The sequence below is a fragment of the Asticcacaulis sp. EMRT-3 genome (assembly GCF_030027245.1).
Classification (GTDB): Bacteria; Pseudomonadota; Alphaproteobacteria; order Caulobacterales; family Caulobacteraceae; genus Asticcacaulis.
On record NZ_JASERT010000001.1, the window covers coordinates 1,324,462 to 1,348,130 of the forward strand.

23 protein-coding genes, 2 tRNA genes and 1 pseudogene are annotated in these 23,669 nt (G+C 56.9%); 5 read left to right on the forward strand and 21 right to left on the reverse strand.

What is annotated here, in order from left to right; all coding sequences use genetic code 11:
* Positions 1 to 11: 11 nt before the first annotated feature.
* Positions 12 to 1,262, forward strand: coding sequence for an antiviral reverse transcriptase Drt3a (gene drt3a / locus QB905_RS06410; RefSeq protein WP_282973774.1), 1,251 nt, complete (start codon positions 12 to 14; stop codon positions 1,260 to 1,262).
* Positions 1,255 to 3,225: an antiviral reverse transcriptase Drt3b gene (drt3b, locus tag QB905_RS06415; protein WP_282973776.1), complete on the forward strand. Its 1,971-nt coding sequence runs from the start codon at positions 1,255 to 1,257 to the stop codon at positions 3,223 to 3,225. The genes drt3a and drt3b overlap by 8 nt, the downstream gene beginning before the upstream one ends.
* Before the next feature lie 233 nt (positions 3,226 to 3,458).
* On the opposite strand, the gene QB905_RS06420 is transcribed toward drt3b, so the two are convergent.
* Both QB905_RS06420 and QB905_RS06425 read right to left on the reverse strand, forming a co-directional pair.
* Positions 3,459 to 5,864: a DEAD/DEAH box helicase family protein gene (locus tag QB905_RS06420; protein WP_349252562.1), complete on the reverse strand. Its 2,406-nt coding sequence runs from the start codon at positions 5,862 to 5,864 to the stop codon at positions 3,459 to 3,461.
* A 154-nt stretch (positions 5,865 to 6,018) separates the two neighbouring features.
* Positions 6,019 to 6,978 (reverse strand): annotated as a pseudogene (locus QB905_RS06425) (IS256 family transposase); the annotation flags it as partial.
* Positions 6,979 to 7,036: 58 nt separating this feature from the next.
* Here QB905_RS06425 and QB905_RS06430 point away from each other — a divergent pair.
* A protein-coding gene (locus QB905_RS06430; protein ID WP_282973104.1) for an IS3 family transposase occupies positions 7,037 to 8,217 on the forward strand; the annotation gives its coding sequence in 2 pieces (ribosomal slippage) (positions 7,037 to 7,331 and positions 7,331 to 8,217; 1,182 coding nt in all).
* Here QB905_RS06430 and QB905_RS06435 read toward each other — a convergent pair.
* The 4 genes from QB905_RS06435 to QB905_RS06450 form a co-directional block, all read right to left on the reverse strand.
* Positions 8,161 to 8,817 (reverse strand): hypothetical protein, encoded by a 657-nt coding sequence (locus QB905_RS06435; protein WP_282973777.1) that lies wholly within the window; start codon positions 8,815 to 8,817, stop codon positions 8,161 to 8,163. The two genes, QB905_RS06430 and QB905_RS06435, sit on opposite strands and share 57 nt — an antisense overlap.
* A gap of 176 nt (positions 8,818 to 8,993) precedes the next feature.
* Positions 8,994 to 10,193, reverse strand: a complete 1,200-nt coding sequence (locus tag QB905_RS06440) for an IS256 family transposase (RefSeq protein ID WP_282973106.1) — start codon at positions 10,191 to 10,193, stop codon at positions 8,994 to 8,996.
* Positions 10,194 to 10,310: 117 nt separating this feature from the next.
* Positions 10,311 to 11,258: an Eco57I restriction-modification methylase domain-containing protein gene (locus QB905_RS06445; protein WP_282973779.1), complete on the reverse strand. Its 948-nt coding sequence runs from the start codon at positions 11,256 to 11,258 to the stop codon at positions 10,311 to 10,313.
* A complete protein-coding gene (locus QB905_RS06450; RefSeq protein ID WP_282973781.1) occupies positions 11,255 to 11,905 on the reverse strand; it encodes an N-6 DNA methylase in 651 nt (216 codons plus the stop codon). The genes QB905_RS06445 and QB905_RS06450 overlap by 4 nt, the downstream gene beginning before the upstream one ends.
* Before the next feature lie 259 nt (positions 11,906 to 12,164).
* On the opposite strand from QB905_RS06450, the gene QB905_RS06455 reads away from it, so the two are divergent.
* Positions 12,165 to 12,671: an antirestriction protein ArdA gene (locus QB905_RS06455; RefSeq protein ID WP_282973782.1), complete on the forward strand. Its 507-nt coding sequence runs from the start codon at positions 12,165 to 12,167 to the stop codon at positions 12,669 to 12,671.
* Between the two features lie 71 nt (positions 12,672 to 12,742).
* Here the strand turns inward: QB905_RS06455 and QB905_RS06460 are convergent, their stop codons facing one another.
* From QB905_RS06460 to QB905_RS06510, 11 genes are all read right to left on the reverse strand, one after another.
* Positions 12,743 to 13,960 carry a tyrosine-type recombinase/integrase gene (locus tag QB905_RS06460; RefSeq protein ID WP_282973783.1) on the reverse strand — a complete coding sequence of 406 codons (1,218 nt, stop codon included), beginning with the start codon at positions 13,958 to 13,960 and terminating at the stop codon, positions 12,743 to 12,745.
* Positions 13,961 to 14,124: 164 nt separating this feature from the next.
* A tRNA-Phe gene (locus QB905_RS06465) sits at positions 14,125 to 14,200 on the reverse strand.
* A gap of 142 nt (positions 14,201 to 14,342) precedes the next feature.
* On the reverse strand, positions 14,343 to 14,594 hold the full coding sequence (locus QB905_RS06470; RefSeq protein ID WP_282973784.1) for a DNA gyrase inhibitor YacG: 252 nt from the start codon (positions 14,592 to 14,594) through the stop codon (positions 14,343 to 14,345).
* Complete coding sequence (locus QB905_RS06475) at positions 14,591 to 15,601, reverse strand: ribonuclease E/G (protein WP_282973785.1); 1,011 nt, start codon at positions 15,599 to 15,601, stop codon at positions 14,591 to 14,593. Before QB905_RS06475 ends, QB905_RS06470 begins: the two co-directional genes overlap by 4 nt.
* On the reverse strand, positions 15,598 to 16,191 hold the full coding sequence (locus QB905_RS06480; protein WP_282973786.1) for a Maf family protein: 594 nt from the start codon (positions 16,189 to 16,191) through the stop codon (positions 15,598 to 15,600). The genes QB905_RS06475 and QB905_RS06480 overlap by 4 nt, the downstream gene beginning before the upstream one ends.
* 10 nt (positions 16,192 to 16,201) lie before the next feature.
* Complete coding sequence (gene infA, locus QB905_RS06485) at positions 16,202 to 16,423, reverse strand: translation initiation factor IF-1 (RefSeq protein ID WP_282973788.1); 222 nt, start codon at positions 16,421 to 16,423, stop codon at positions 16,202 to 16,204.
* Between the two features lie 162 nt (positions 16,424 to 16,585).
* A complete protein-coding gene (locus tag QB905_RS06490; RefSeq protein WP_282973789.1) occupies positions 16,586 to 17,116 on the reverse strand; it encodes a porin family protein in 531 nt (176 codons plus the stop codon).
* Positions 17,117 to 17,378: 262 nt separating this feature from the next.
* Positions 17,379 to 17,843, reverse strand: a complete 465-nt coding sequence (locus QB905_RS06495) for a UPF0262 family protein (RefSeq protein ID WP_282973791.1) — start codon at positions 17,841 to 17,843, stop codon at positions 17,379 to 17,381.
* A gap of 2 nt (positions 17,844 to 17,845) precedes the next feature.
* Entirely contained in the window at positions 17,846 to 18,316 is a 471-nt protein-coding gene (locus QB905_RS06500) for a DUF2948 family protein (RefSeq protein ID WP_282973793.1), read from the reverse strand.
* Positions 18,317 to 19,612 carry a UDP-N-acetylglucosamine 1-carboxyvinyltransferase gene (murA, locus tag QB905_RS06505; RefSeq protein WP_282973795.1) on the reverse strand — a complete coding sequence of 432 codons (1,296 nt, stop codon included), beginning with the start codon at positions 19,610 to 19,612 and terminating at the stop codon, positions 18,317 to 18,319. It lies immediately after the preceding gene.
* A gap of 114 nt (positions 19,613 to 19,726) precedes the next feature.
* Positions 19,727 to 19,942: a hypothetical protein gene (locus QB905_RS06510; RefSeq protein ID WP_282973797.1), complete on the reverse strand. Its 216-nt coding sequence runs from the start codon at positions 19,940 to 19,942 to the stop codon at positions 19,727 to 19,729.
* Between the two features lie 128 nt (positions 19,943 to 20,070).
* Between QB905_RS06510 and QB905_RS06515 the strand changes: the two genes are divergently transcribed.
* Positions 20,071 to 20,145: transfer RNA gene (locus QB905_RS06515), tRNA-Thr, on the forward strand.
* A gap of 505 nt (positions 20,146 to 20,650) precedes the next feature.
* Here the strand turns inward: QB905_RS06515 and QB905_RS06520 are convergent.
* The 4 genes from QB905_RS06520 to QB905_RS06535 all read right to left on the reverse strand — a co-directional run bounded on the left by QB905_RS06520 (position 20,651) and on the right by QB905_RS06535 (position 23,606).
* The gene (locus tag QB905_RS06520; RefSeq protein ID WP_282973799.1) at positions 20,651 to 20,827 is read right to left on the reverse strand and encodes a hypothetical protein; all 177 of its coding nucleotides are present in this window, start codon (positions 20,825 to 20,827) and stop codon (positions 20,651 to 20,653) included.
* 132 nt (positions 20,828 to 20,959) lie between these two features.
* Positions 20,960 to 21,496, reverse strand: a complete 537-nt coding sequence (locus tag QB905_RS06525; protein ID WP_282973800.1) for a hypothetical protein — start codon at positions 21,494 to 21,496, stop codon at positions 20,960 to 20,962.
* Positions 21,475 to 21,942 (reverse strand): D-Ala-D-Ala carboxypeptidase family metallohydrolase, encoded by a 468-nt coding sequence (locus tag QB905_RS06530; protein WP_282973801.1) that lies wholly within the window; start codon positions 21,940 to 21,942, stop codon positions 21,475 to 21,477. The genes QB905_RS06525 and QB905_RS06530 overlap by 22 nt, the downstream gene beginning before the upstream one ends.
* Entirely contained in the window at positions 21,939 to 23,606 is a 1,668-nt protein-coding gene (locus QB905_RS06535; protein ID WP_282973802.1) for a DUF2793 domain-containing protein, read from the reverse strand. The genes QB905_RS06530 and QB905_RS06535 overlap by 4 nt, the downstream gene beginning before the upstream one ends.
* Positions 23,607 to 23,669: the final 63 nt, after the last annotated feature.

The window sequence follows — 23,669 nt, forward strand, 5'->3', positions numbered from 1 at the left end:
GGAGGCAGGATTTGTACGATTTTGCTTTCGACAAAAAGTCGCTGCACGAGACAATTCTAGCAAAAGACTTCATTGATGTTCCTGGTTTGCTCGATCCTTTAGTCCTCGATGCCACTCTTTTGCAGGCAATGGCTATAAGCCGTCTGGGATTCCCTAACCTCAACCTCAAAAATTCTGTCGTCCGAGGTAAAAGGCTCTATCAATTCGCGAACATCCACGATGAACTGGTAATCAGAAAACTTGGTAAGAATATCCGCCGTTTGACGCGCGTGAAGCAATCGGATCGTGACACCATCATACGATCCATTAAAACCTTGTTGGAGGAAGGGCATGCCTTCAGAGTGTATAGACTTGATGTCAAAAGCTTTTATGAGTCGATCTCACGAGACGAAATAGCTTTAGCATTCCAAAGGGATGCCGGGTTTCCACCGGCGTCGGCGGTCATTTGGAGTAGCTTTTCCGGTCAACTTGGACTGCAGAACATCACAGGTATGCCAAGAGGATTGGCAATAAGCGCCGTAATTGCAGAATATCTGATGCGTGACTTCGACAGCCGAGTACGGCGAATGAAAGGCGTCTATTATTATGCCCGATATGTGGATGACATATTTATCCTTACCACAGCTACCGAGGCCCAGGACACGTTTCACGGTTCGCTAAAAACACATCTGCCGGCGGGCCTAAGCTTCAATTATGTAAAGACAAAAGTATTGACGTTTGACCTACCCGTTGTCGCCGCCGCAACGCCTTTTGCGCCAGAGCATACGTTTGATTTTTTGGGCTACCAATTTGCGGTTTCTCCCCCAACAAAAAAAGCGGCAGGTGGGTGGGCGCGCACAGTGAGGCTTGATATCTCCAAAGCCAAAGTTAAGAAAATAAAGTCGCGATTGGTTTGGTCTTTACGTAAACACGTGGAAGACGGCAATTTTTCGGACTATATTGATCGTGTAAAAGTTCTGACAGGTAACTACAATATCTATGACCGGCACACAGGACACAGACGAAACGTGGGTGTTTATTTCAATTATTCTATGATCGACCACATAACTTCGTCCTCGTTGCCCGAGCTGGACAAGTTTTGGCAGTCCCTCGCGTTATCAGATGCTGGAAACTTGCCAGGTGCCGTCCCGGTCACGCTGAGCCAAGATCAAAAAAACTCGTTGCTTAGCCGAAGTTTCCAAAAGTCATTTCTTTCGAGAAAATTTTACTACTTTAAGCCCGTAAGACTAGCTGAACTTACAGAGTGCTGGGCCTATGCATAAAAAGAAATATATTAAGGGCAACCTTCGTAAGGGCGATTTTCAGCGTGCCGTTGTGACGGATACGGCACCATATGAAATGCCGTTAATCGTGTCTAACGACGGGTTCTATAAGAATATTTCGGAGGGTACATCTGCCCCTGTTTCTCGCCAAGAACTGGCAGGGTCAGGTCTGACAGCGATTGCACGAAAAGATTACACGATCCCGTATCGCTATAACATCAAGAAGGACGGCAGCTCGTTCCGCCAACTGAGTTTGATTCATCCCTCACTACAATGCAGGGTCATTGACTTCTACCAGAAATACCACTCCTTAATTTGCTTTTATGCATCCAGGGGAAAGTTTTCTATTCGTCACCCTGCCAAAGTGGGTAGCACATTTTCATTTTCGACAAATATTTCGGACAAAAATCAATTCAAAAATGATGTGGTAGATTTAACTCAGATCGAGTTTTTTATAAGAAATCCGGCTTCTTTTTTCGCCTACGAGGGCTATGATAGAATTTATAAGTATTTTTCTTCTGACGAATTTTTTAGAAATGAAAAGAAATTTCCAAAACTTGCTCTAATGGATGTCTCTAAATGCTTCTCAAGCATTTATACTCATACCCTTCCATGGGCCATAAAAGGTTGCGACTTTACGAAGCTAAACTTACATGCTGCATCATTCGGTGACGACTTCGATAACTTGATGCAGAAAATGAACTATAACGAAACCAATGGAATATGCATTGGTCCCGAACTTAGCCGTATATTTGCTGAAATAATTCTTCAAGCGGTGGACGTTGATATCGATGCGAAAGCGGTATCTCATGATCTTCACCTTGGGACAGACTATCATTGCCGTAGATACGTTGACGACTATATAGTATTCGCCAAAAATGAAGAAACTTTAGACAAGATAAAGGGCATTGTTGAGCTAGGCCTTAAAGCATACAACTTGCACCTCAACGAGGCTAAATACCTTAAGTATGACCGGCCTTTTATAACGCCAAAGTCATATATTATCCATTCCGCAAAAGCGGTAATCGGTGATTTTCTTGAGGAAAGGCTGACAAGTAAATTCAATTCTTTTGTTGTTCCAAAGAAAATATTCAGGAGTCGTTCTTTTGAAAAATCATTTCTCAATGCTTTGAAAAGTATTTGTGCCGAGCAGAAGGTAGGTTACGACGCCGTTTCCGACTATGTTATCTCAAGCGTTGCAAAGAGGATTATCCAACTCACGTCAGATTATGACCTAATAAAAAAAGCAGATCGGCCGGAAGAAGACTTGTACCAGGCAGCGTTTCAAATTCTTTTTGACACTCTGCTTTTTTTATATTCAGTCAACCCAACAGTATCGTCTTCCTATCAGGTAGGCAGAGCATTAATTGTCCTGATACGGTTTGTTCGGGAAAAAATGCCGGACAGTTATCCATCGATTGCGGGGCACGTTCATTCACTCATCTCGCAGTTTATTCGTCAATGCGTAAATATTGAAACTGCCACGTTTCAATCGAAGGTTCCGGTTGAAATATTAAACATCTTGCTCGCGTCACGTGAACTCGGTTCACCATATTTACTCGAAGAAGAGTGGTTGCTGAATAACGTCTTCGATATTGAAAAAATGGAATATTTTTCGATTGTTTCGTGCCTCTATTATGTCAGAGGCGACAGCCGGTATAACCAGTTGCGAACGGATGTCGAGGCCGCAATATTGAAACAGTTAGACAGTTGCAAGGGGGTCTTAAAACGCGCCCATGACGCGCATTTGTGCCTGGACATAATTACCTGCCCTTATGTTTCACTGCCGACGAAACTTCAATTATACCGAGACCTCAGGATGGTTCTTAAATTGCCGATCAAAAACGATGTAACCCTGGCTACCTATTTGACCGATATAGCGGCGCAGCCTTGGTTCGTACAATGGCAGACGGTTGACGTGCTTAACATGCTTAAGAAAAAAGAGTTGAGTGCGGTCTACTAGTCGGCTACGTTTTGGGTCGGAAGCTGCTCAATACCCCCTCTACCGTCGGGCGACCGACGGGTACACTGGCATGGCAACCTATTCGGGGAAATTTACCCGATGCGGCCCATGTTAAGAGCGAGCAATCGCACACACCTTAGTCGTGAGGGCAGTTTCCACTATCGAACGGGGACAGGCCGCCGACGACAAAAGCCCTTCTTAAGTTAGCAGATTCACCGACACAACCATCCCTGTCACTCTCTCGCGATGACTGTATCATAGAGTCCGATTTGCGTAATGCCTTCATGGGTTTCGATACCGGTATAACGCAATGAGGCGTCCTCATAGCGTCGGAAAGCGAATACGGCCTGGTTCATTCGCTCGGTATTGAAAACCTTTAGCTGAACCAACAGGTGAAAATCACTCACAGTTAGCCCAGTGACCGTCAGAAAAAGGTCAGGTTCCAGCTTAGTGATAACATCTCTCAGGGTATTTTCACGAAAATCAGTCAGGTACATGAAGGCAGGTATGCGGGTTGCAAACTTAATCAGCTTTTCCTGAATTTGTTTGCGCTTGGATTTATATTCCCTCTCCTCATCGCTAAGCTCTTTTTTCTCTTTTTTGCTTAGCCCGGCTTCTTTTGCTTTGTTTTTGAGTTCTTTGACCCTTTCGTTCTTGTTTATGATCGTCTCAATGACGTTGTCGCCCAGGGCGCGCCAGCCTTCGATGCGTTCGACGGCAGCCATGGCGTCGGGATTATCCATAATCCGTCGCAGCGTATCATTGTCCACGTTCACCAGCAGGGCGGATTCCCATTTGCGGGCCAGCAGCGTGCCGGAAGTGCCCGCCATGGCGATGTCGAGTATCCCGCCTGCATCGATCTGGGTCATGTTCGCGCCGTCATAGGCGAGCACGGGCAAGAACGATATCAGCTCCTTGACGGCATTTTCCGGGTTGGCTTCGCCGGGTGAAAGACCAATGCCGTAATCCGACAACTGGCGAAGCGCCCGTGTCGGCGCAAAGTCGAACACGAAGCAAACAGGCTTAACGACTATCTTGTCGTTCGGATTTTTTCCGTCGAGATTTTCGACTGTCCACGGCGACTGCACACGGAAGGCCGCCTGGAAATAGGTCTCAGGCGATTTCAGGTTGCGCAGCATAAGGATCGAGGACCATTGCGGAATTGTCACCCCGGTCGTTAGCTTGCCGCAGGACAATGTAATGGTCTTTGTGTCAAAGCCGCTGCCAATCGCCTTCCGAACAGGTGGCACCGCATCCAGGCCAATTCCGGCTTCCGATCCGGCAGCCATGATCACTTTATAGCTATGCCAGAAGGTATTGTGCTTTTCCCCAAGCAAGTTCGCCATCGCTCGGCAAGCCGCGACATTCGGCAAAAACCAAAATGCGTGCTGAAGATACGGCAAAAGGCGGGCGTCAGAATATGGAAATGGCGGCCGAGTGGTCTTCAAGCCGTCAACGACTTGCGGCGCATATGACCCACGGATGATCTCAAGCCATTTTTGAACATCCGACTTGTGCTTGAACTCAGCCTTCGCTCCCGTACCGGTCGCGGAGAAAAAGGCGTTCAGGTCGAACTCATCAAACTCCCCGGCGCTGGCTATGGCCACGAGTTCGTCAGGCATCTGATAGGTCAGCAGCCGCATCTGCGGCAACGCGCCATATGGATTGCGCTGATTGGGGTGATTGGCTGCGAACTCGGCCTTTGCACGCTGTTCGTCTGTATAGGTCCAGTTGAAAATTTGCTCTTCGATGAACTCGCCGGTCGCCAGAGCCTTGAACGGCGTGCCGGAAAGATAGAGGTAGGCCCGCGTGCTGATGGGCAGGAACATGGCCTCATTGGCGGAAATTTGTTCGAGGTCTTCGTTCACCTCATCCAGGCCGGCGTCATATTCTAGCTTAGTTTCCCGTTTCGCGTCGTCTTCGCCTTCGAAAAGCTCCTTGGCCGTGTCGCGCCAGGCGCCGAAGTGGTATTCATCAAACACCACCAAATCCCAATTGACGGCGTGCAACCATTCGTTCCGGGATTTGATGGCTCCGGTCGTTTTGTCGCGGCCGAGGAGGTCTTGAAAAGAGCCAAAGTAAACAACTGGCTTTTCATTTTCGATCTGGCTGGGGTCGCGTTCCGACTTGCGCGAAAGATATTGCCACCCGTCGAAGTCAGTATGAGTTTCCAGGTCCGTTTGCCAGGCATCCTCAACGGCAGGCTTGAAGGTCAGCACCAAAACGCGTTTGGCCTTCAGCTTTTTCGCCAGTTGATAGCTGGTGAAAGTTTTTCCGAACCGCATTTTGGCGTTCCACAGGAAACGCGGCACGGCTTTGCCGTCCTCTTTCCAGATGGACTGGAAATAGGCGAACGTTTTGTCCACGGCGTCGGCCTGTTCACGGCGCGGCGGGAAAGTTTCGTGGTGAGTGCCGGTCAACGGCTTTCCGATCCGCAACTCGGTCAACACGGTCTTTACATCGGCGACGGTGCATTGGATCCACTCAAGAGTAGGGTTTGAAAAGCCCTTTTTGACCAAGGCCGCGCGGACGGCATGGTCCGTAATCGTCGTGCCATCATCGCGGGCAGCGGACTCATCAAGTTCGATCCGAAACGGAATAGCAGCAGTCTTGACCTGTTCGGCTATCCGCTGTTTCACATTGCGCGTGGTTTGGCCAATCTTGAGAAGCCCCGTGTGCGTTGCAGACTCAATAGCGTAGGCATAGATACGCGGATTGGCCTCGATCGTGCCCCAGGGCGTGGTGTAATTGAGCGCTTGGCATCAATGACTTCCGGACAGGTCCGGGTTTCGCTCAGTTTGCCACGGCTGGCATGCTGAGAAGTGGATCATCGCTGAGTTGTGCGATGGTTTCAAGGGTAATGTAGCGCCCGCGCTGAACCGCCCATTCATCGTTCTGTTCGAGCAGGATGGCGCCGACCAGTCTGGTGATGGCATCGTCGTTTGGGAAGATGCCCACGACATCGCAGCGACGCTTGATTTCGCCATTGAGCCGTTCAATGGGGTTGGTTGAGTGCAGCTTGATGCGGTGTTCCTTCGGGAAGGTCATATAGGCCAGGACATCGTGCTCAGCCTCGTCCATGATCGTGGCCAGCTTTGGCATTTTGGGCCTGAGCTGGTCGGCGACGTTTCGCCATTGGGTACTCGCCGTTTCCGCCGTCTCCTGGGCGAAGGCCGTGCCGATGAAGGCAGAGACGACGCGTCGCCCGCTCTTGCCGGCATGGGCGCAGACATTGCGCATGAAGTGAACACGGCAGCGCTGCCAGGTGGCGTTGAGAACCTTGGAGACGGCACCCTTGATCCCGATGTGGGCATCAGAGACCACAAGTTTGACACCACGCAGGCCCCGGCGTGTCAGGTTGCGCAGGAACTCTGCCCAGATCGGTTCGGCTTCCGAGGTGCCGACCTCCATGCCCAGCACTTCACGCCTGCCGTCGCTGTTGACGCCAACGCAGATGATGACGGCGACCGAGACGATACGGCCGCCCCGGCGCACCTTCAGATACGTAGCGTCAATCCAGATGTATGGCCATTCCCCTTCAATGGGGCGGTTCAGGAAAGCCTTCACACGGTCATCGATCTCTTCGCACAGCCGACTGACCTGACTCTTGGAGATGCCGCTCATCCCCATCGCCTTGACCAGATCATCGACAGAGCGCGTCGAGATACCCTGAACGTAAGCCTCCTGGATCACAGCCGTCAGTGCCTTCTCGGCCACGCGCCTGGGCTCCAGGAAACCCGGGAAGTAACTGCCTGGACTTGCCCGGAAAAAGTGGAGAGCGAACTTCTAAAATTTGCTAGGAGTTTGATCCATGAAGGACGAGAAGAAAACATTAGGCGGGCGTGGTCGCCATGCTGGTGTGACGCCGGAGTTCCGTGCTGAGGCTGTGCGTCTTGTTGAGACGAGTGGCCGATCTGTTGCCGCAATTGCAGAAGATCTGGGTATTGGAAAATCGACGCTGACGCGCTGGCTGACGCAACATCGGGAGGCCGATCTTTTGTCGGGGCCGCACTCAGACGTCAGCAAGGAGCTGGCGCGGCTTCGCAAAGAGAATGAGATTTTGCGCCAGGAGCGCGACCTTCTAAAAAAAGCAGCCGCCTTCTTCGCGCGGGAGACCACGAAATGATATTTCGGGTCATCGATGCGGAGAAGGCCACCGTTCCTGTCCGCCGCAGTTGCGCCCTGTTCGGCGTCAGCATGAGCGGCTTTTACGCCTGGAAGGGCCGTGCGCCCAGCCGTCGTCAGAAGGATGACCTGGTGCTTCTGGCGCATATCCGGTCGCAGTTCGCCACGTCGCATGAAACCTATGGCAGCCCGCGTATGACGGTCGAATTGCAGGAAGACGGCGTCGAGGTCGGGCGCCATCGCGTTGCCCGTCTGATGCGCGACAACGGTTTGAAGGCCTTGCAGACAAGGCGTTATAAGAAAACGACCGACAGCCATCATGGCGGGCCTGTGGCGCCCAATATTCTGGATCAGGACTTTGAGGCGTCAGCGCCTGACCAGAAATGGGGTGTCGATATCAGCTATATCTGGACGGCGGAGGGTTGGCTTTACCTGGCGATCGTGCTCGATCTTTATTCCCGCCGGATTATCGGCTGGTCGGTCAGCGACCGGTTGAAGAAGGATCTTGCCCTCAATGCCCTGCAACGCGCCATCGCCATACGCAGACCGCCGCGTGGCGTTATTCACCACTCCGACCGCGGCAGCCAATATTGTTCCGAGGCCTACCAAAAGCTCTTGACGGGCCGAGGCTTTATCCTGTCCATGTCGGGCAAGGGCAACTGTTATGACAATGCGATGGTCGAGACGGTGTTCAAGACCATCAAATCCGAGCTGATATGGCGGACGGCCTACAGATCCCGCCAGCAGGCAGAAGCCGAGATATCCCAATATATCGACGGCTTCTACAACCCACGCCGAAGGCATTCCGCCTTAGGCTATATGAGTCCCATCCAGTTCGAGAGCACCGCTCTCAAGCTGGCTGCCTAAAACCCGGTTCGCTCTCCACTTTTTCCGGGCAAGTCCAATCTCATCAGTGGAAATGTCATACTTCGCGTAGAGGTCTTCGTCAGACCAACTCCGACTCCAATCCTGGTTCGGTACAAATGTGTAAACCTTGCGCGTCGTGTCCTGTGACGGCTTGTGAAGAAGGATTAGCAGACGGGTCAACCGACAGGAAAGATACGACAGGGCGTTTTCAGCATGACTCCTTGTCTCAAAAGGCCCGATGCAAAGGTAAGTCTCAGATGAGATTGAGCCCGGCTCCCCCACAAATGGGGTGCTTATTATTCGGTGCGGGTACGTGTCTTTGTTTCCCGTTCCGGGCGCGGCCCGACCTGTAAAAACCTTCCAATGATCAATGAACTGAATTCCAGATGAAATAGAGCTTCTTGGCGTGAAGCCCATACCTCCGTTCTGATACACCAACAGGTCGTCATCAGCACCTCTGGCGACCTTGCCTTTAAAAGTAGTTTCCAAACCAAATGGCTTTCTGGAACTAACCAGGCGTTCGAAGCGTAGGTTTTCAGGCAAGAGAAGCGACTGGTCTTGCCCGGTTTCCACTTCAACGACCTTTTTCAGGATCGACATTCCCTCATTGAATCTAATGAATACATCTGCCCCTTCTTCAACGAGTTTGCGACTAGCGGTCGAGAGTGCCTCGCCGTTGAAATGCGTGGTGACAGAGCAAAGTCCGGATCGTGCCCCAGGGCGTGGTGTAATTGAGCGCTTGGCATCAATGACTTCCGGACAGGTCCGGGTTTCGCTCAGTTTGCCACGGCTGGCATGCTGAGAAGTGGATCATCGCTGAGTTGTGCGATGGTTTCAAGGGTAATGTAGCGTCCGCGCTGAACCGCCCATTCGTCATTTTGTTCGAGCAGGATGGCGCCGACCAGTCTGGTGATGGCATCGTCGTTTGGGAAGATGCCCACGACATCGCAGCGACGCTTGATTTCGCCATTGAGCCGTTCAATGGGGTTGGTTGAGTGCAGCTTGATGCGGTGTTCCTTCGGGAAGGTCATATAGGCCAGGACATCGTGCTCAGCCTCGTCCATGATCGTGGCCAGCTTTGGCATTTTGGGCCTGAGCTGGTCGGCGACGTTTCGCCATTGGGTACTCGCCGTTTCCGCCGTCTCCTGGGCGAAGGCCGTGCCGATGAAGGCAGAGACGACGCGTCGCCCGCTCTTGCCGGCATGGGCGCAGACATTGCGCATGAAGTGAACACGGCAGCGCTGCCAGGTGGCGTTGAGAACCTTGGAGACGGCACCCTTGATCCCGATGTGGGCATCAGAGACCACAAGTTTGACACCACGCAGGCCCCGGCGTGTCAGGTTGCGCAGGAACTCTGCCCAGATCGGTTCGGCTTCCGAGGTGCCGACCTCCATGCCCAGCACTTCACGCCTGCCGTCGCTGTTGACGCCAACGCAGATGATGACGGCGACCGAGACGATACGGCCGCCCCGGCGCACCTTCAGATACGTAGCGTCAATCCAGATGTATGGCCATTCCCCTTCAATGGGGCGGTTCAGGAAAGCCTTCACACGGTCATCGATCTCTTCGCACAGCCGACTGACCTGACTCTTGGAGATGCCGCTCATCCCCATCGCCTTGACCAGATCATCGACAGAGCGCGTCGAGATACCCTGAACGTAAGCCTCCTGGATCACAGCCGTCAGTGCCTTCTCGGCCATGCGCCTGGGCTCCAGGAAACCCGGGAAGTAACTGCCTTTACGAAGCTTCGGGATCCGAAGCTCGACCGTGCCTGCGCGTGTTTCCCAGTCTCGGTCACGATAGCCGTTGCGCTGGACCAGCCGGTCGCCGGTTTTCTCATGGTAGCCGGCACCGGTCATGCCGCTCACTTCCAATGCCATCAAGCGTTCAGCCGTGAAGCTGATCATGTCGCGCAACAAATCGCTGTCTGAGGTCTTTTCAACAAGCCCTTTCAGGGCCATCATATCGTCGGTCATCGGTGTTCTTTCGTTCTGGAATGAGTGTCGCAACCCAAACCTATCCGAAAATCACTGATGACCAACCCGCTACGCTAAGGCTCGCTTTGCCCTTTTGAATGGGCGGCGAGCCATGCGCTACGCTCTTACCCAGTTACACCACTCGCTGGGACACGACCAAAGTCCGCGGTTCTCGCGGTCCCAAAGAAAATAGCAAACGCCCCCTTTGAGGCCGACGCCCGGAAATACGTCAGACGCGCTGAGATAGTCGTGAATGGAACGCAACCGATCATCAGCGAGCATTGATTCCCGGAACTCGTCTAAGCCCTTGCCACCTGCAAACCAACGCGCGGGGATAACCATTGACATATAGCGCGGCTCCAGCGCTTTGGCTTGCGTGACGAAATGATGGTAAATCGGGGCTGCGCTTGTCCCGAAGCCATCATCACTGAGTTGATAAGGCGGATTGCCGATAATGACGTCAAATTGCATATTGCCTCCGAATAACTCGGCAACCCGAGATTTGATGTCGTCTGTATGAATGAATGCATAGGCATGAGTTTCCAAATTTATGCCGCGATCCAAAGCTTCCTGGCTGGCCCCGCAATAGCTGCATTTGCCGTTGTGCCAAGTGTGCTCGGTCCGCTCAAACCAGATATTGCCTTCATCACGCGCGAACCCCTTGGCGACAGAATGTTCACCGGCAGCGTGCTTGGAGCAATAAAGGCTGCGGCGGGCCAGCAGGCTTGTCAGTTGGGTAATTCCAATGCCAAAAACCTGTTGGGTTAAGATGTGATCGACGCGCCTTTGCAGGTCGGGAATCTCCGCCGCCAATCCTTTGATCAAGCGGCTAGCGATTTCCCGCAGGAATACACCCGATTTCGTACACGGGTCCAGAAACCGAACCTTACTGTCGGCCCAAATACTTGCGCCATGGTGCTGCACGGCCCAGGCGTCTGAAAGTCCATCTAACATCCGGTTGGCGAATTCCGGCGGCGTGAACACTTCGTCGTTCGACAGGTTGGCAATGCAGGTCAGCACATCTGGATTGCGGCCGCGCAGCTCAAAACTCACCCGTTCATTCATGCCGCTTCTCCAGAGGCCTCGCCACCATTCGCCAAATCACGCAAGGTCATAGGCGGATAGGCCGTCGTCGGCTTGAAGATTTCATGCTTGCCCAGATGTGCGAACAGAGACCCCTCGGTGCTGAAACTGGACATGCCCGTCAGCACATCGAGGCGAAAATCGCGGCGCTGGAACTTGCCCTTACCCAAGTAGCCCCACTCCACCACCTTAATCGGCTTGCCATCCGTGTCGCGCATGGTCATGGCATCGCCATGGATAAGGTTTTGTGTCAGCACGTGTGTTGCCGCACGATAGAGTTCGTCCGACTCATTCAGATTCAAATAGTCCGCAAACACGTCCAGCATATTGGCGCGACATTCTGCTATATTGTCAGCCAAAAGCTCGACGCCGTAGGCGCACATTAGCGCCAGTAGGGCATAATGCTGCCTGTCGAAGTCCGACTTGCCGAATTTCAGTTCCACGGCGGCCAATTTGCGCTTCAGAATCGGCACCAGAAAATTTCCGCTGCCGCAGGCAGGTTCCAAGAAGCGCGCGTCAATCCGCTCTGTCTCGCCCTTAACCAGGTCAAGCATCTGTTCGACTAGCCACGCCGGGGTGAATACTTCCCCGTGATCGGCCACGCGCTTTTTGGACTTAATGAGATTCATAATCAAAGGGATATAGTGTGTCGGTGATTGAGTCTACACGGATAGGATGCCCCATAGTGAGAAGCTAAGGGGCGTTGCCCCTCGCGCGCGCAAGGGTCTTCGATGAACGACCAAGGCCGTATCCCCTGCCTTCCTTCGCTACGCTCTGTGCAGGCGGGTGATACCCCTCGGCCTTGATCGCCCTTGCGTTTGCTACCCCCACCCTCGGCGGGAGCCAAGGGTTGCTATGCGCAACCCAAAGCCAAAGAGGGAAATGACCATGACCACACTGTTTGCACAGCCCTACGACATCAGCGCGCGCGGCTTTTATTACGACACGGCCACGGAATATTCCGCCAGGGCCAGCAAGCTAAAAAACGACTACGGCCAGCCCGTTGAAGAGTTTGAAATTCAGTTCATTGACGGCGAGAGCTTGGACGCCAAGCTATTTGAGGCTCTGGGCGTCAACCAGGCGAACCATGAGGCCTTTTTTGAAGCCCTGACGGACTGGAGCGACGACGACAAAATTAAGGTCATCATTGCCGTGGGCGAGGCCGGTTATAAATTCACACTTGGCGACGACGTGCCGGATCAGTTCGAGGTTGAGCTTTATCAGGCTGACAGCTTTGCGGACCTGGCCGCGCAGTTTGTCGAAGAAGGGCTTTATGGCGAGATACCGGAACCGCTGCGAAACTATATCGACTACGACGCCATCGCCCGCGACCTCAGCGTTGAATATGGCGACATTCAGCTTGCCGGCACCCGGTACATTTACCGGTGTGGGTGAGCCTCATCGAAATCAGGGGAAGCCTGGCGGCCAATTGTCTCACCAGCGATGAGACAATTGGCCTTTCATCCTTAAGCCCCGCGCCGCATGGCAATGACCTTGGCGCCGTCGCGAAGCATGTCCAGATAGTCGGACCACCATTGCGCCATCTTGACCCGTTCATCCCAATGGGTGCCGCGATGGTAGGTGCCCCGGATTTTGTTGCTATCCTTGTGGGCGAGCGCGCGTTCAATGGCGTCGGACGACCACTTTCCGCTTTCATTAAGCAGGGTGCGGGCGGTGCTGCGGAAGCCGTGGGATGTCATTTGATCCTGGCCATAGCCCATGCCTCGCAAAGCCGCGTTCAGGGTATTCTCTGACATCGGGATATTGCCGGACCTGACCGACGGGAACACATAGCGCCCGCCGCCCGTGAGACCTTTGACCTCCGTGAGTATATCCAGGACCTGGGTGCTCAAGGGCACGACGTGTTCGCTGCGCATTTTCGTCTTGGCCGCCGGTATGCGCCAAACCTTGGCTTCAAAATCGAACTCCGGCCATTCGGCGTGACGGAGTTCCCCAGGGCGTACAAACAAGTGCGCCATAACCTTGAGAGCCAGTTTGGTCGTCAGGTATCCCTCGTAGCCTTCAATGACCTTCAGCAAGCTCCCTACGCCCTTTGGGTCCACAATAGCCGCATGGTTCTTGACCTTGGGCGTTATCAGTGCGCCGCCGAGGGAGGCCGCAGGATCAAGCCGGGCGCGCGAGGTGATCACCGCATAGGTAAAGACCCGGCTTGCGAATGAGCGGACGCGCTTGGCAGTTTCATGGTTACCGCGAAGCTCGATCTTTTTCAGCGCCGCCAGGACCTCGTAGGGTTCGATATTGGCTATCGGCAGGCTTCCGATATCTTTTTCCAACTGGGATGCCAGCCAGCGCGTCTTTTTCCTGGTCGCCTCGGCAATGCCTTCGCGCTCGATCTTATCCATATACTCGTCGGCCACAGCCTTGAACGTCGTGGCATTGGCAATGTCGGCCGCGACCTTCTTGCGCTTCTTGTCAACGCTAGGGTCAATCCCAATTTCCAAAAGCTCGCGGGCCTCATCACGCTTGGTTCGCGCATCTTTCAGGCCCGTTTCGGGGTAACGTCCCAGGGCCAACAGCTTTCTGAGGCCACCGAAGGAGTATTTTAGCCGCCATAACTTGGCGCCGGATGGTGAGACCTGGAGGAAAAGACCACGCTCGTCATAGATTGTAAAAGCCTTGTCCGTTGGCTTTGCGGAACGGACGGTAGCGTCGGAAAGGGCCATGGTGGGTTATCGCGAAATTGGGATATTGAAAATAACCCGCAGGATAACCCATTTTATCGCGAATACCGGCGAATACGAGCGGTCACCTACGGAGGTGGAAACCGCACAATAGCATGAATCTAAAGGATTTTCTAGTCTTCAGCGAATGTCAGGAAATGGGGAAATGGTGCCTGGAGCCGGAATCGAACCAGCGACACGCGGATTTTCAATCCGCTGCTCTACCAACTGAGCTATCCAGGCCCTTGATGCGCGAGCTGTTTCGCAAAACAGCGCTTCGGGCGAGGGCAGGTCTATAGGCGAGGCCCTTTGGCTTGTCCAGCCTAAACGGCCATGAATTTCCAAAAAACTGTGGCCAGATAAAGCATCGTCGCAAAGCGGGCCGTCAGGCGTCGTCGCTATCGTCGGCCAACCCCTGCCCGGCTCCCGGCGCTGCATCGTCTGCCGCGTCGTCGTCCTCGCTGATGATCAGCTCACCCGAACCGCCGATGACATAATCGCCCTTCAGCCAGTGGACGAGATCGACATCGGCGCAGCGCTTCGAGCAGAAGGGCGCATAGGAGCCCGCCGCATTGACGACGCCTTCCAGCGCCTCGCCATAGGGCTTGCGGCAGCGGGTGCAGTAACGGATGGTCATGACAAAATCACCTCAGGCTTCGTGCCCGTCTCAAGTCGGATCACCGCCGCCAGCGGATCATGCGATCCGGCCAGCAGGGGACGCACCTTATCTAATACAGTCTGTGGCCCGCGCAAGGTGAGCAAACGGCCCGGTTCGGCGCGACGCACCGCCTCACGCAGCAGCAGATGCGCCGCGCGTAACGGCGACGCGGCACTGTCGGCCAGCGGGCGGCGTGTCCACGGCCAGACGCATTCCAGCGTGCCGAACTTGCCGAGCGGCCCGATAACCAGCCGGTCGGCTTCCGGCCCCGCCGCGTGGCGCAACAGGCCCGTCAGGCGCGCCCCGTCATGGCGGCGTCCGATCAGATCGACCACGACCAGCCCGCCCAGCCCACTGAGCCGCAGGCGGCGCGCCAGCTCGCTCATGGCGCGTTCATTGCACGATTTGGCGAAGGCCCTGGCTGTGGCGACGCCGTCATGGCCGCCCGCATCGATGTCGCAGGCGATCAGGGCGCGCGTCGGCTCAAGGCTCAGATAACCGCCGCCTGCCATTGGGCCCGAAGGCGCGAACGCCTCGGCCTCGGCCTCATCGAGCGCATCGGGATCGTCATGCCCGTCGTCGCCCGCGCCCAGCGCCGCAGCGGCGGCCACCAGACGCTCGTGCAGGCTCTGGGGCGCGCTCAAAGGGCGTGGATCGCCCGTCGCCTGTGCGATCAGACGCGCCCGTGCCAGCTTGCCGCCGGACAGCCATGTGCGCGCCTCGGCGACAATCTCGATCTCCAGCGCTGCGCCTTCGTCAAGACCCGCCAGCACGGGCTGCGGCGCATCGAGCACGGCCTCAGCCCCATCGGCCAGTCCCAGAAAGCCGATACCGCCCGCCTTGGTGCGCAATCGCGCCACCGACACCGCGCCGAGGCGATCGAGCGCCGGATCGACCTCCAGACCTTCCAGATAGATATGGGGGCGGCCATGAACGAACACCGCGCCGCGCGCCAGTCCGAACCGGCTTTCCCAGGCGAGGCTCATCTGGTCCCGGCGGCGACGCTCAGGCCCGCGCCCTCCAGCAGACAGCGCGTTTCATAGAGCGGCAGGCCCATCACACCGGTATAGCTGCCGACCAGATGGGTGACGAAGGCCCCGGCCAGACCCTGAATCGCATAGCCGCCCGCCTTGCCGACGCCTTCGCCGCTGGCCAGATAGGTGGTGATGTCGTTACGGCTCAGGCGTTTGAAATGGATGCGCGTTTCGACCAGCCGCGACGACAGGCGGCCATCGGGGGCCACCACCGCCACACCGGTATAGACGCGGTGGGCGCGGCCCGACAGGCGTTCCAGACAATCGCGCACCTCGGCCTCGTCGTGCGCCTTGTCGAGGACGCGGCGGCCCATCGCCACCACGGTGTCGGCGGCCAGCACGATGGCGGCATGATCCTTCGCCACGGCGCGCGCCTTATCTATGGCCAGACGCAGAGCGAGACTGGCCGGGGGTTCTTTGGCTAAGGGGGATTCGTCGAGATCGGCGGCCACCACCTTATCGGGTGCAAGGCCGATCAGGGCCAGCAGGTCGCGCCTGCGCGGGCTGGCGCTGGCCAGAATGAAGTCGGCGGCGGCGCTCATGCCAGCCGCTTTAACGGAAGCGATAGGTGATGCGGCCCTTGGTCAGGTCGTAGGGCGTCATTTCCACCAGAATACGGTCCCCGGCCAGCACACGGATACGGTTCTTGCGCAGCTTGCCCGCAGTATGCGCGATGATTTCGTGACCGCTTTCTTCAAGCTTGACGCGAAACGTGGCATTGGGCAGCAGTTCGACGACGGTTCCGGGAAATTCCAGCAGTTCTTCTTTTGCCATTCGGCCTCTCGATGGACGGACCCGATCCCTTCGGACTCAGATCGCAGACATTTCGGTGAGAGCGCCCTTTATACCCAAAGCCCCAAAGTGGAAAGCCCAAAAAAGACAACGCCCCCCTTCATCACGAAGGGAGGCGCGGAAAGAACGCGTTCGGAAGAACAATCAGAACGACTTGACGAGCTTGACCGAAGTGGTGGTGGCCGACCCCTTGTCGCCTTCGAAGTCAGACTTGGTGACATCGGCGCGCAGGGCATAGCTGGGATTGATGTGGTATTGCGCACCCACGCCGTAATCAAGCGCCGTGCCCTGTTCCAGCTTGCCAGCGGTGGCCGGGGCCTTCATGTCGGTGTCGGAAACACCGACGCGACCCAGAAGATCAAATCTGGAAGAGATCGGCAGATAGCCGACGCCGTAAGCGCCCCATTTGTTCGACAGTTTGTAATCGCCGTCGCCGCGCTTGTCGGTATTGGTGCCGAAGGCGGCCTCGCCTTCTACGCCGAAATAGGGGTTGAGCTTGGTGCCGACGGTCGCATCGACAGCGCCGAGGCTGGAACCGGTCTTGTTGTTATTGGCGCTCTGATAGCCAAGCGAACCATAGACGTGGCCGACATCCTGATTGGTCGTCTGGGCGCTGGCAGCGGTGCCGAGGGCAAGAGCGGCCACCGAGGCCGCGGCAATGATAAAGGTTTTCATGGTGATGTGCTCCATAATTGATCACGGCGATCATGTCGTCGCCTGAGTCCAATATGAGCGTCTGTGCGGGCGGTGTTGGGGCCGTTCCAAGGTGGTTTTGGGGTCTTTGCGGTCAATTGGGGCGAAAGGGTCACGCCCGCGCCATCTGTGTGGCGAAGTGTCCGGTTTCAGCCGGAATCCGGCCATGTAGATGAACCGGACATGAATAAGGATTCAATAAAAAAGGTAATTAAATCATAAAGATAGGCAAATTCTGCCGGGCTCAGTTGCGCGCCAGGGCATTGACCAGCGTGAACAAACGCCGCGCCGTATCGTGGTCAATTGCGACCTTGCCCTTCAGGCGCTCTTCCAGCAGGTCGGCCCCTTCATTATGGACACCACGCCGTCCCATATCGATCGATTCGATCTGGCTCGGCGTCGCGCTCTTGAGCGCCTCATAATAGCTTTCGCAGATCATGCGGTAATCACGCAGCATGGTCTTGAACGGCGAGAGAGACAGCATCACCTTGCGCGCAAAGCCGGGAGCGGTGATGTCGAACACCAGCCGGTTATCCTCCAGCGCCAGCCGCAGATCGAACGGCCCCTCGCAGCCCGCCTCGGCAGCACCTTCGGGCATGAAGCTGTTCTTTTCGATCAGATCGAACACCGCCACCTTGCGCTCATGCTCGACCTGATCGGAGGGCGAGGCCAGACTCTGTTCGTCGATGTCGATACGGGCAATGCGCATGGCTAATCCAGAAGATGATTCGGAGCCTGACGGGCGCGGCGCGGCGCGGTCAGGTCGAGGAGCAGAATATCGATGCACTCGGCCTCGATCCGCACATCCTTAGCGCCCTCGCCCGCGAAGCGCAATGTCAGGGCGAAGGCGGGCGCGTCGAGCGCTTCGGCGGACAGATCGAGCAGGGCCAGGGCTTGAGCGGCGCGCGTCGGATCAAAGCCGCGCACCTGCACCTTTTGGACGCACGAAATGCGCAGCACGGCGGGCGCGCGCAGGATAGCGCCCGAACGGTCAAGCGCCGCCTCATGGCAGAAGCGGTTCATGCGCAGGGTGAAGTGCCGTCCGGCAGGCGTATAGCTCAGATCACCGGCGCGTAAGGCCGCGTCCTGCACCAGAGCCGAGAGGGCGGGCAGATCATCCGGCGATTGCGCGATCAGGCGCAGGGGCTTTACCGCCGGGCGGCTGCGACCAAACCAGCCCATCTATTCGTCTTCCACAACGGACACATCGCCCTTGATGCGGCGGATATTGGCCCCGCAGGCCGACAGCTTGCCCTCAAGGTTTTCAAAGCCGCGATCCAGGTGATAGACGCGGTTGACCATGGTTTCGCCGCGCGCCGCCAATCCGGCGATCACCAGTGAGGCCGAGGCGCGCAGATCGGTGGCCATCACCTGTGCGCCGCGCAATTCTGCCACGCCGCGCACCACCGCCTCGCCGCCACTGACCGAAATATCGGCCCCCAGTCGGCCCAGTTCGGGGACGTGCATGAAACGGTTTTCGAAAATGGTTTCGCGGATCGTCGATTCGCCATCAGCCAGAGTCATCAGCGCCATGAACTGCGCTTGCAGGTCGGTGGCGAAACCGGGATAGACATCGGTGGTCAGGTTGACGGGGCGCAGGCGGCCGTCTTTGCGTGTCACCGTTACCGTGTCAAAGCCGCGATGCACCTCGCAACCGGCCTCTTCCAGCTTGTCGAGCAAGACGGCGATCAGTTCGGGCCGCACCCTGGTCAGGCGCACCTCGCCTCCGGCCATCGCGCCGGCCACGGCATAGGTGCCGGCCTCGATACGGTCGCAGATCACGGCCCAATCCGTGCCGTGCAGGCTGGTGACCCCCTCGATCACCATCGTGGTGGTGCCCGCGCCGGAAATCCGGGCCCCCATCGCATTCAGGCATTCGGCCAGATCGACGATCTCCGGTTCGCAGGCGCAGTTCTTCATCTGGGTGGTGCCGTGCGCCAGCACCGCCGCCATCAGGGCGTGTTCGGTGGCACCGACACTGATAAATGGAAACTCGATCTCCGCGCCCTGCAAGCCACGCGGCGCCTGAGCGAAGACATAGCCTTCGTGCATGTCGATATGGGCGCCCAGCGCCTCCAGCGCCTTCAGGTGCAGATCGACGGGCCTGGCTCCGATCGTGCAGCCGCCGGGCAGACTGACCTTGGCGTGGCCGGTGCGCGCCAGCAAAGGCCCCAGCACATTGAACGAGGCACGCATCTGGCGCACCAGTTCATACGGGGCAAAGGCCGAAGTGATTTCGGGCGTGTGCAGGCGCGTTTCCGGGCCATCGGGGCCGTCCGTTTCGCTGATGCCGCAGCCGAAGCGCTGCAACAGGCGGCCCAGCAGGCGCGTATCGGCCAGACGCGGCATATTGGTCAGGCGCACCGGCTCCGAGGTCAGCAGCGAGGCCGCCATCAGCTTGATGGCCGAATTCTTGGCACCCGAAATGGGGATGTCCCCGAAAAGCGGGCTGCCGCCCTCGATAGCAATACGATCCATGACCCGTCCGTCGAACTCTATCCACCCAACCGGCGGAAAGGCGGTTCTACATCACCGGACGGCGCGCGCAATGACTTTTACGTCCCGGCGCGTTTCGCTTTTTCGTGATGGGGATCAGCCCTGCCCGTCTTCGGCTGCATCCGAAGCGGCATTGACGGACGGCGCAGCGGTGGAGACGGCGGCTTCAGAGGCATTTTGCGCGGCCAGCTTACGACGGCGCAGATTGTCGCGCAGGGCCGCCTGCAAACGCGCCGCCTTTTGTTCAGCGATCCGGCTGGCCCTGTCCTGTGCCATGCCCACCGTGCCTTGCGGCCTGCCCTTGTCGCTCATCCTATGGCTCCTTCCGGCTTTTCTCTTAAAAAATACCGGGAATAAATTCAAGCCATGACCATTTTTCGCTTTGTATTCGGCGAAACTTTGGCTATAGCCGCACGCCTTGGCCGGGTTTTACCCGCCAGGCCGCGTTAGCTCAGTGGTAGAGCGCATCCTTGGTAAGGCTGAGGTCGAGAGTTCGAGTCTCTCACGTGGCACCACGAGGGCCCCTGTCCGACAAGGATCGGGGCCCTCACCATTTTTCCCTACATACGCAAACTTACAGAACTTGGCGCGAACGACACGAGTAATCTCGTGCAAAATTAGTGGTTTGGCGAAACGAAACAGAAAATATTGATTTACGCATCAATATTGCCTTCGAGTGTCGAGTCTATATTCCCTAACCGCCCCGTGGTATAATGCCTAGATGGTCAAATCTGATCGTTCAGGAGCATTTAAATGCACCACTTCAGCAAGAATTTTAGTAAAACGAAAGATGGTAGATACCTACATTTAAAAGCTATTTGCGAAGAGGCAGAGCGGCTTTGGAGTCGAGACTTAGAGTGCCAAACGCATATTATGCATCTGCTTAGTCGATACATTAAGCTGCAAACGCTTTTTGATAAAAGGTCTGAAGATGGTATCGAGCCGTTAAGCAATTGAAACGCTTTGAATCTCTCACATAGCACCATATTTCCCAAACCCAAAAAAGGTCTGCCCTCACCCTCAGATTTCCTTCATCACCTTGATGGCGCGATACAGTTCCGAATCGAAGCCGCACAGGCGGCGCAGATGATCGGACTGATCCAGTTTGCGGGCAAACGACATGTCGCGGTCGGGACGAGGCGCGCGTGTCTTGGTAGCGAAAATGGCCAGTGGCGAGCTTAATCTGTAATGAAACATGGTGCATCTCCTGTGTAACCAGTTTAGGTCAGGCAACATAGGGCCGCGATAGGAACGCACCCGCGCAGAAGAAAGCCCGCGATAAAGGCAAGGCTTTACCGCGGGCTTATTATTTACCTGCGCACCACGCCTTTACTTGCGCACCACGCCGGGGCCGCGATCACCGAACCACCAGGCCAGGGCCGTCGAGGCGGCGAAGGTGACGGCGCTGACGAAGGTGGCCACCAGATCGCCAGCCGTCGTGCCCGGCAGTTTCGCACCCAGAGCCGCGAAGAACAGCAGGCTGAAGATCAGCCAGATCAGCACGGTCAGGGCGGGCCTGACCAGCGCGCGCACGGCTTCGACCCAGGCATAGCCGGAGGTCAGTTTGGCATCGGCATTGACCGAGGCGGTCAGGCCCGCCCACGACCCATCGAGCGCTGATTTATCAAGGCCCTGCGCCCCCAGTTTCAGCTCGTTTTCGGTTTCTTCGGCCTTGGCCTTGATTTGCAGGGTCTGAAGCTCGGTTTCATGGCTCCACAGGTCTTTTTCGTGGGCCATTTCAAGCGTACGATCCTGACGTTTTTCGCGCATTTCGAAAATGCCGATAATGCGGCCAAGCCCTGAGCCGAGCGCGCCGAAAAGCCCGCCCACAGCGCCCGAACCGGTCAGGCCAGATAAGATGTCCATGTTTTCATGCCTCCGTTTGCATAGTCCCATTGTGCCGGTCGCGTGCGCGGCGGCGTCAGGTGGCGGCGGTCGAGATGCAGGAAGTGCGTGCCATAGCCGAACCCCGTGAAGCCCTCAGCCAGCGCCTCTTTCAACAGCGAACCGCGCGCCCGGTCGCCCCAGCCCGCCACATTGATGTCAACCGCCAAAGCCACGCGGTGCTGCGACAGGGGCGCGCCGCCCACCGCCGCATTATGCAGCGGGCAGCGCCTGCCGGAATTGATCGTCAGGGGCTGGCCCAGCCGCGTGCGCATGGCTTCGAGCGCATCGAGAAAGGCCGGATCGTGATAATATTCGCCGGCGCAGAACTTGCCGCAGCGGCACGATAATTCGTGCGGCGTGAAGTGCGGCCATTGCCAGCCCGTGGCGTCGAAATCGCTGACCTGTTTGTAAAGCCTGCCCGTCATTGCGTCGCTCCCGCCTGTACAGATTCCAGCGCTGTCACGCGCTCAGACAGGGCGCGCAGACCCGCCCACAGAACCGGCACAAGCTGATCGGGACGCAGCCACTGGCGACTGTCGGGGTCGGCGGCGTCCTCCAGTCCCCAGGCCCCGAAATCGATACCCTGCGCCTGCATGGCCTTTTGCATATCCTGCGCCAGAAATCCGGCATGGCGGCGCATGCCCGGCTGATCGACGGTCTTCATGACCGGGCGCACCTCGATCTCTTCGCGCATCTGCGGGCGCGTCAGGGTGAGCGGCTGACCTTCGCCATCGCGCAGCGGCTGGCCATCAGCATCATGGCAGGGAAACGTCTCCATGACGGGCCGGTTGATGGTGAGGGTTTTGCTGACCTTAACGGCGCGGCCATCGGTAATCTGCCAGTCCTCTTGCATGACCTCGACCGCTTCGGTCACCATTTTCATGCGACCGGTTTTGACAGTGTCCACCCCCGTCTGCACCTGGGTCTGGCCGCCCGATTTCCAGCTAAAAAACACCGGCTCAACGGCGGCGATCAGCCCCAGGGCCAGATCGGGCGCGATCTTCGCGCTGACGATCTTGTCGCGCGCATCCGAGGTCTGGATCGTGCCATTGGCGGCCCACACCGCCGCCCAGCGGGCGCCCGTCTGACCAAGTGTATAGGTATTATCGCCGACAGGATGAAAGCCAGAGGCTTGCTGGGAGGAGCGCGCGGTGCCGCCGGATCCGAAATATATACTGCCGCCGGAGGTTATGCCCACATCACCGCTGCCGGTATTGGTGACCGAAAAGCTGCCATCCGGCCCAGGCGTCCGCAGCATGCGCGTTGAATAGCCGCCGGAGGGGGAATCAGAGGCCTGATAATCGAAATAAGCATAACGATCACCACTGATACCCTGGCCGATACTCATGGCAGGGGAGGCTGACGTAAAAGTCGTTGACAGGGCGTGGGGGCCGATATTCACCGTCGGCGGGCCGCCCTGACCGACCGGCGAAAACTGAAATATGCCGGACGATGCCTGAAACACGGTGGCATATGTCGAACCGTCATCCGACACCTTGGCCGTCAGTGTATTATCACCCAGAAGCCCGATGACGGCGCGCGCCGAATAGCCTGTCTGCAACAGGATTTGCGCCGTATCGCCATCCGTTTCCTTGTTGAGGCTCAGACTGAGGTCGCCGCTGCCGTCTTCGGCCGCCGTTTTGGCGCTGATCAGGACGGCGGGCCCCTTGACGGCCAGCACATTGGTGGCGTCGGGCGAGGTGCCGACGCCAAGCCCGGTCAGGTTGCCAAGCGACTTGATCACCGCTTCAAAGGCGTCCCAGCCCACAGCCGTGCGGAGGACGAGGCGGTTTTCATCGCCGATCAGCACGACGGTGCCCAGCGGCATATCCACCATCTCCCATGTGCCGCCTTCAGCGCGCACAAACGTACCCGCCGCCAGCGTGCTCCAGACTGCCCCCGTCGGGCTGGCGGGCAGGAGATAGCTGTCGCCATCGGCAGGCGTTACAGGCTCTGCCGCCACGCTGCGGCTGATCACACGGGCCTGTACGAGGCTTTCCAGCCGCATCAGGGCGGCGTTCATCACCAGTTGCTTCTGGGCGTGATCGCCGATCAGCGGCAGGTTCAGTCGGGGAGTGGTATCGCTCAAGGGACGCCTCAGGGCTTTGGGTGAGTGGAATGCCCAAAGTCTGGCCGCTTCCGCAGCGACGGG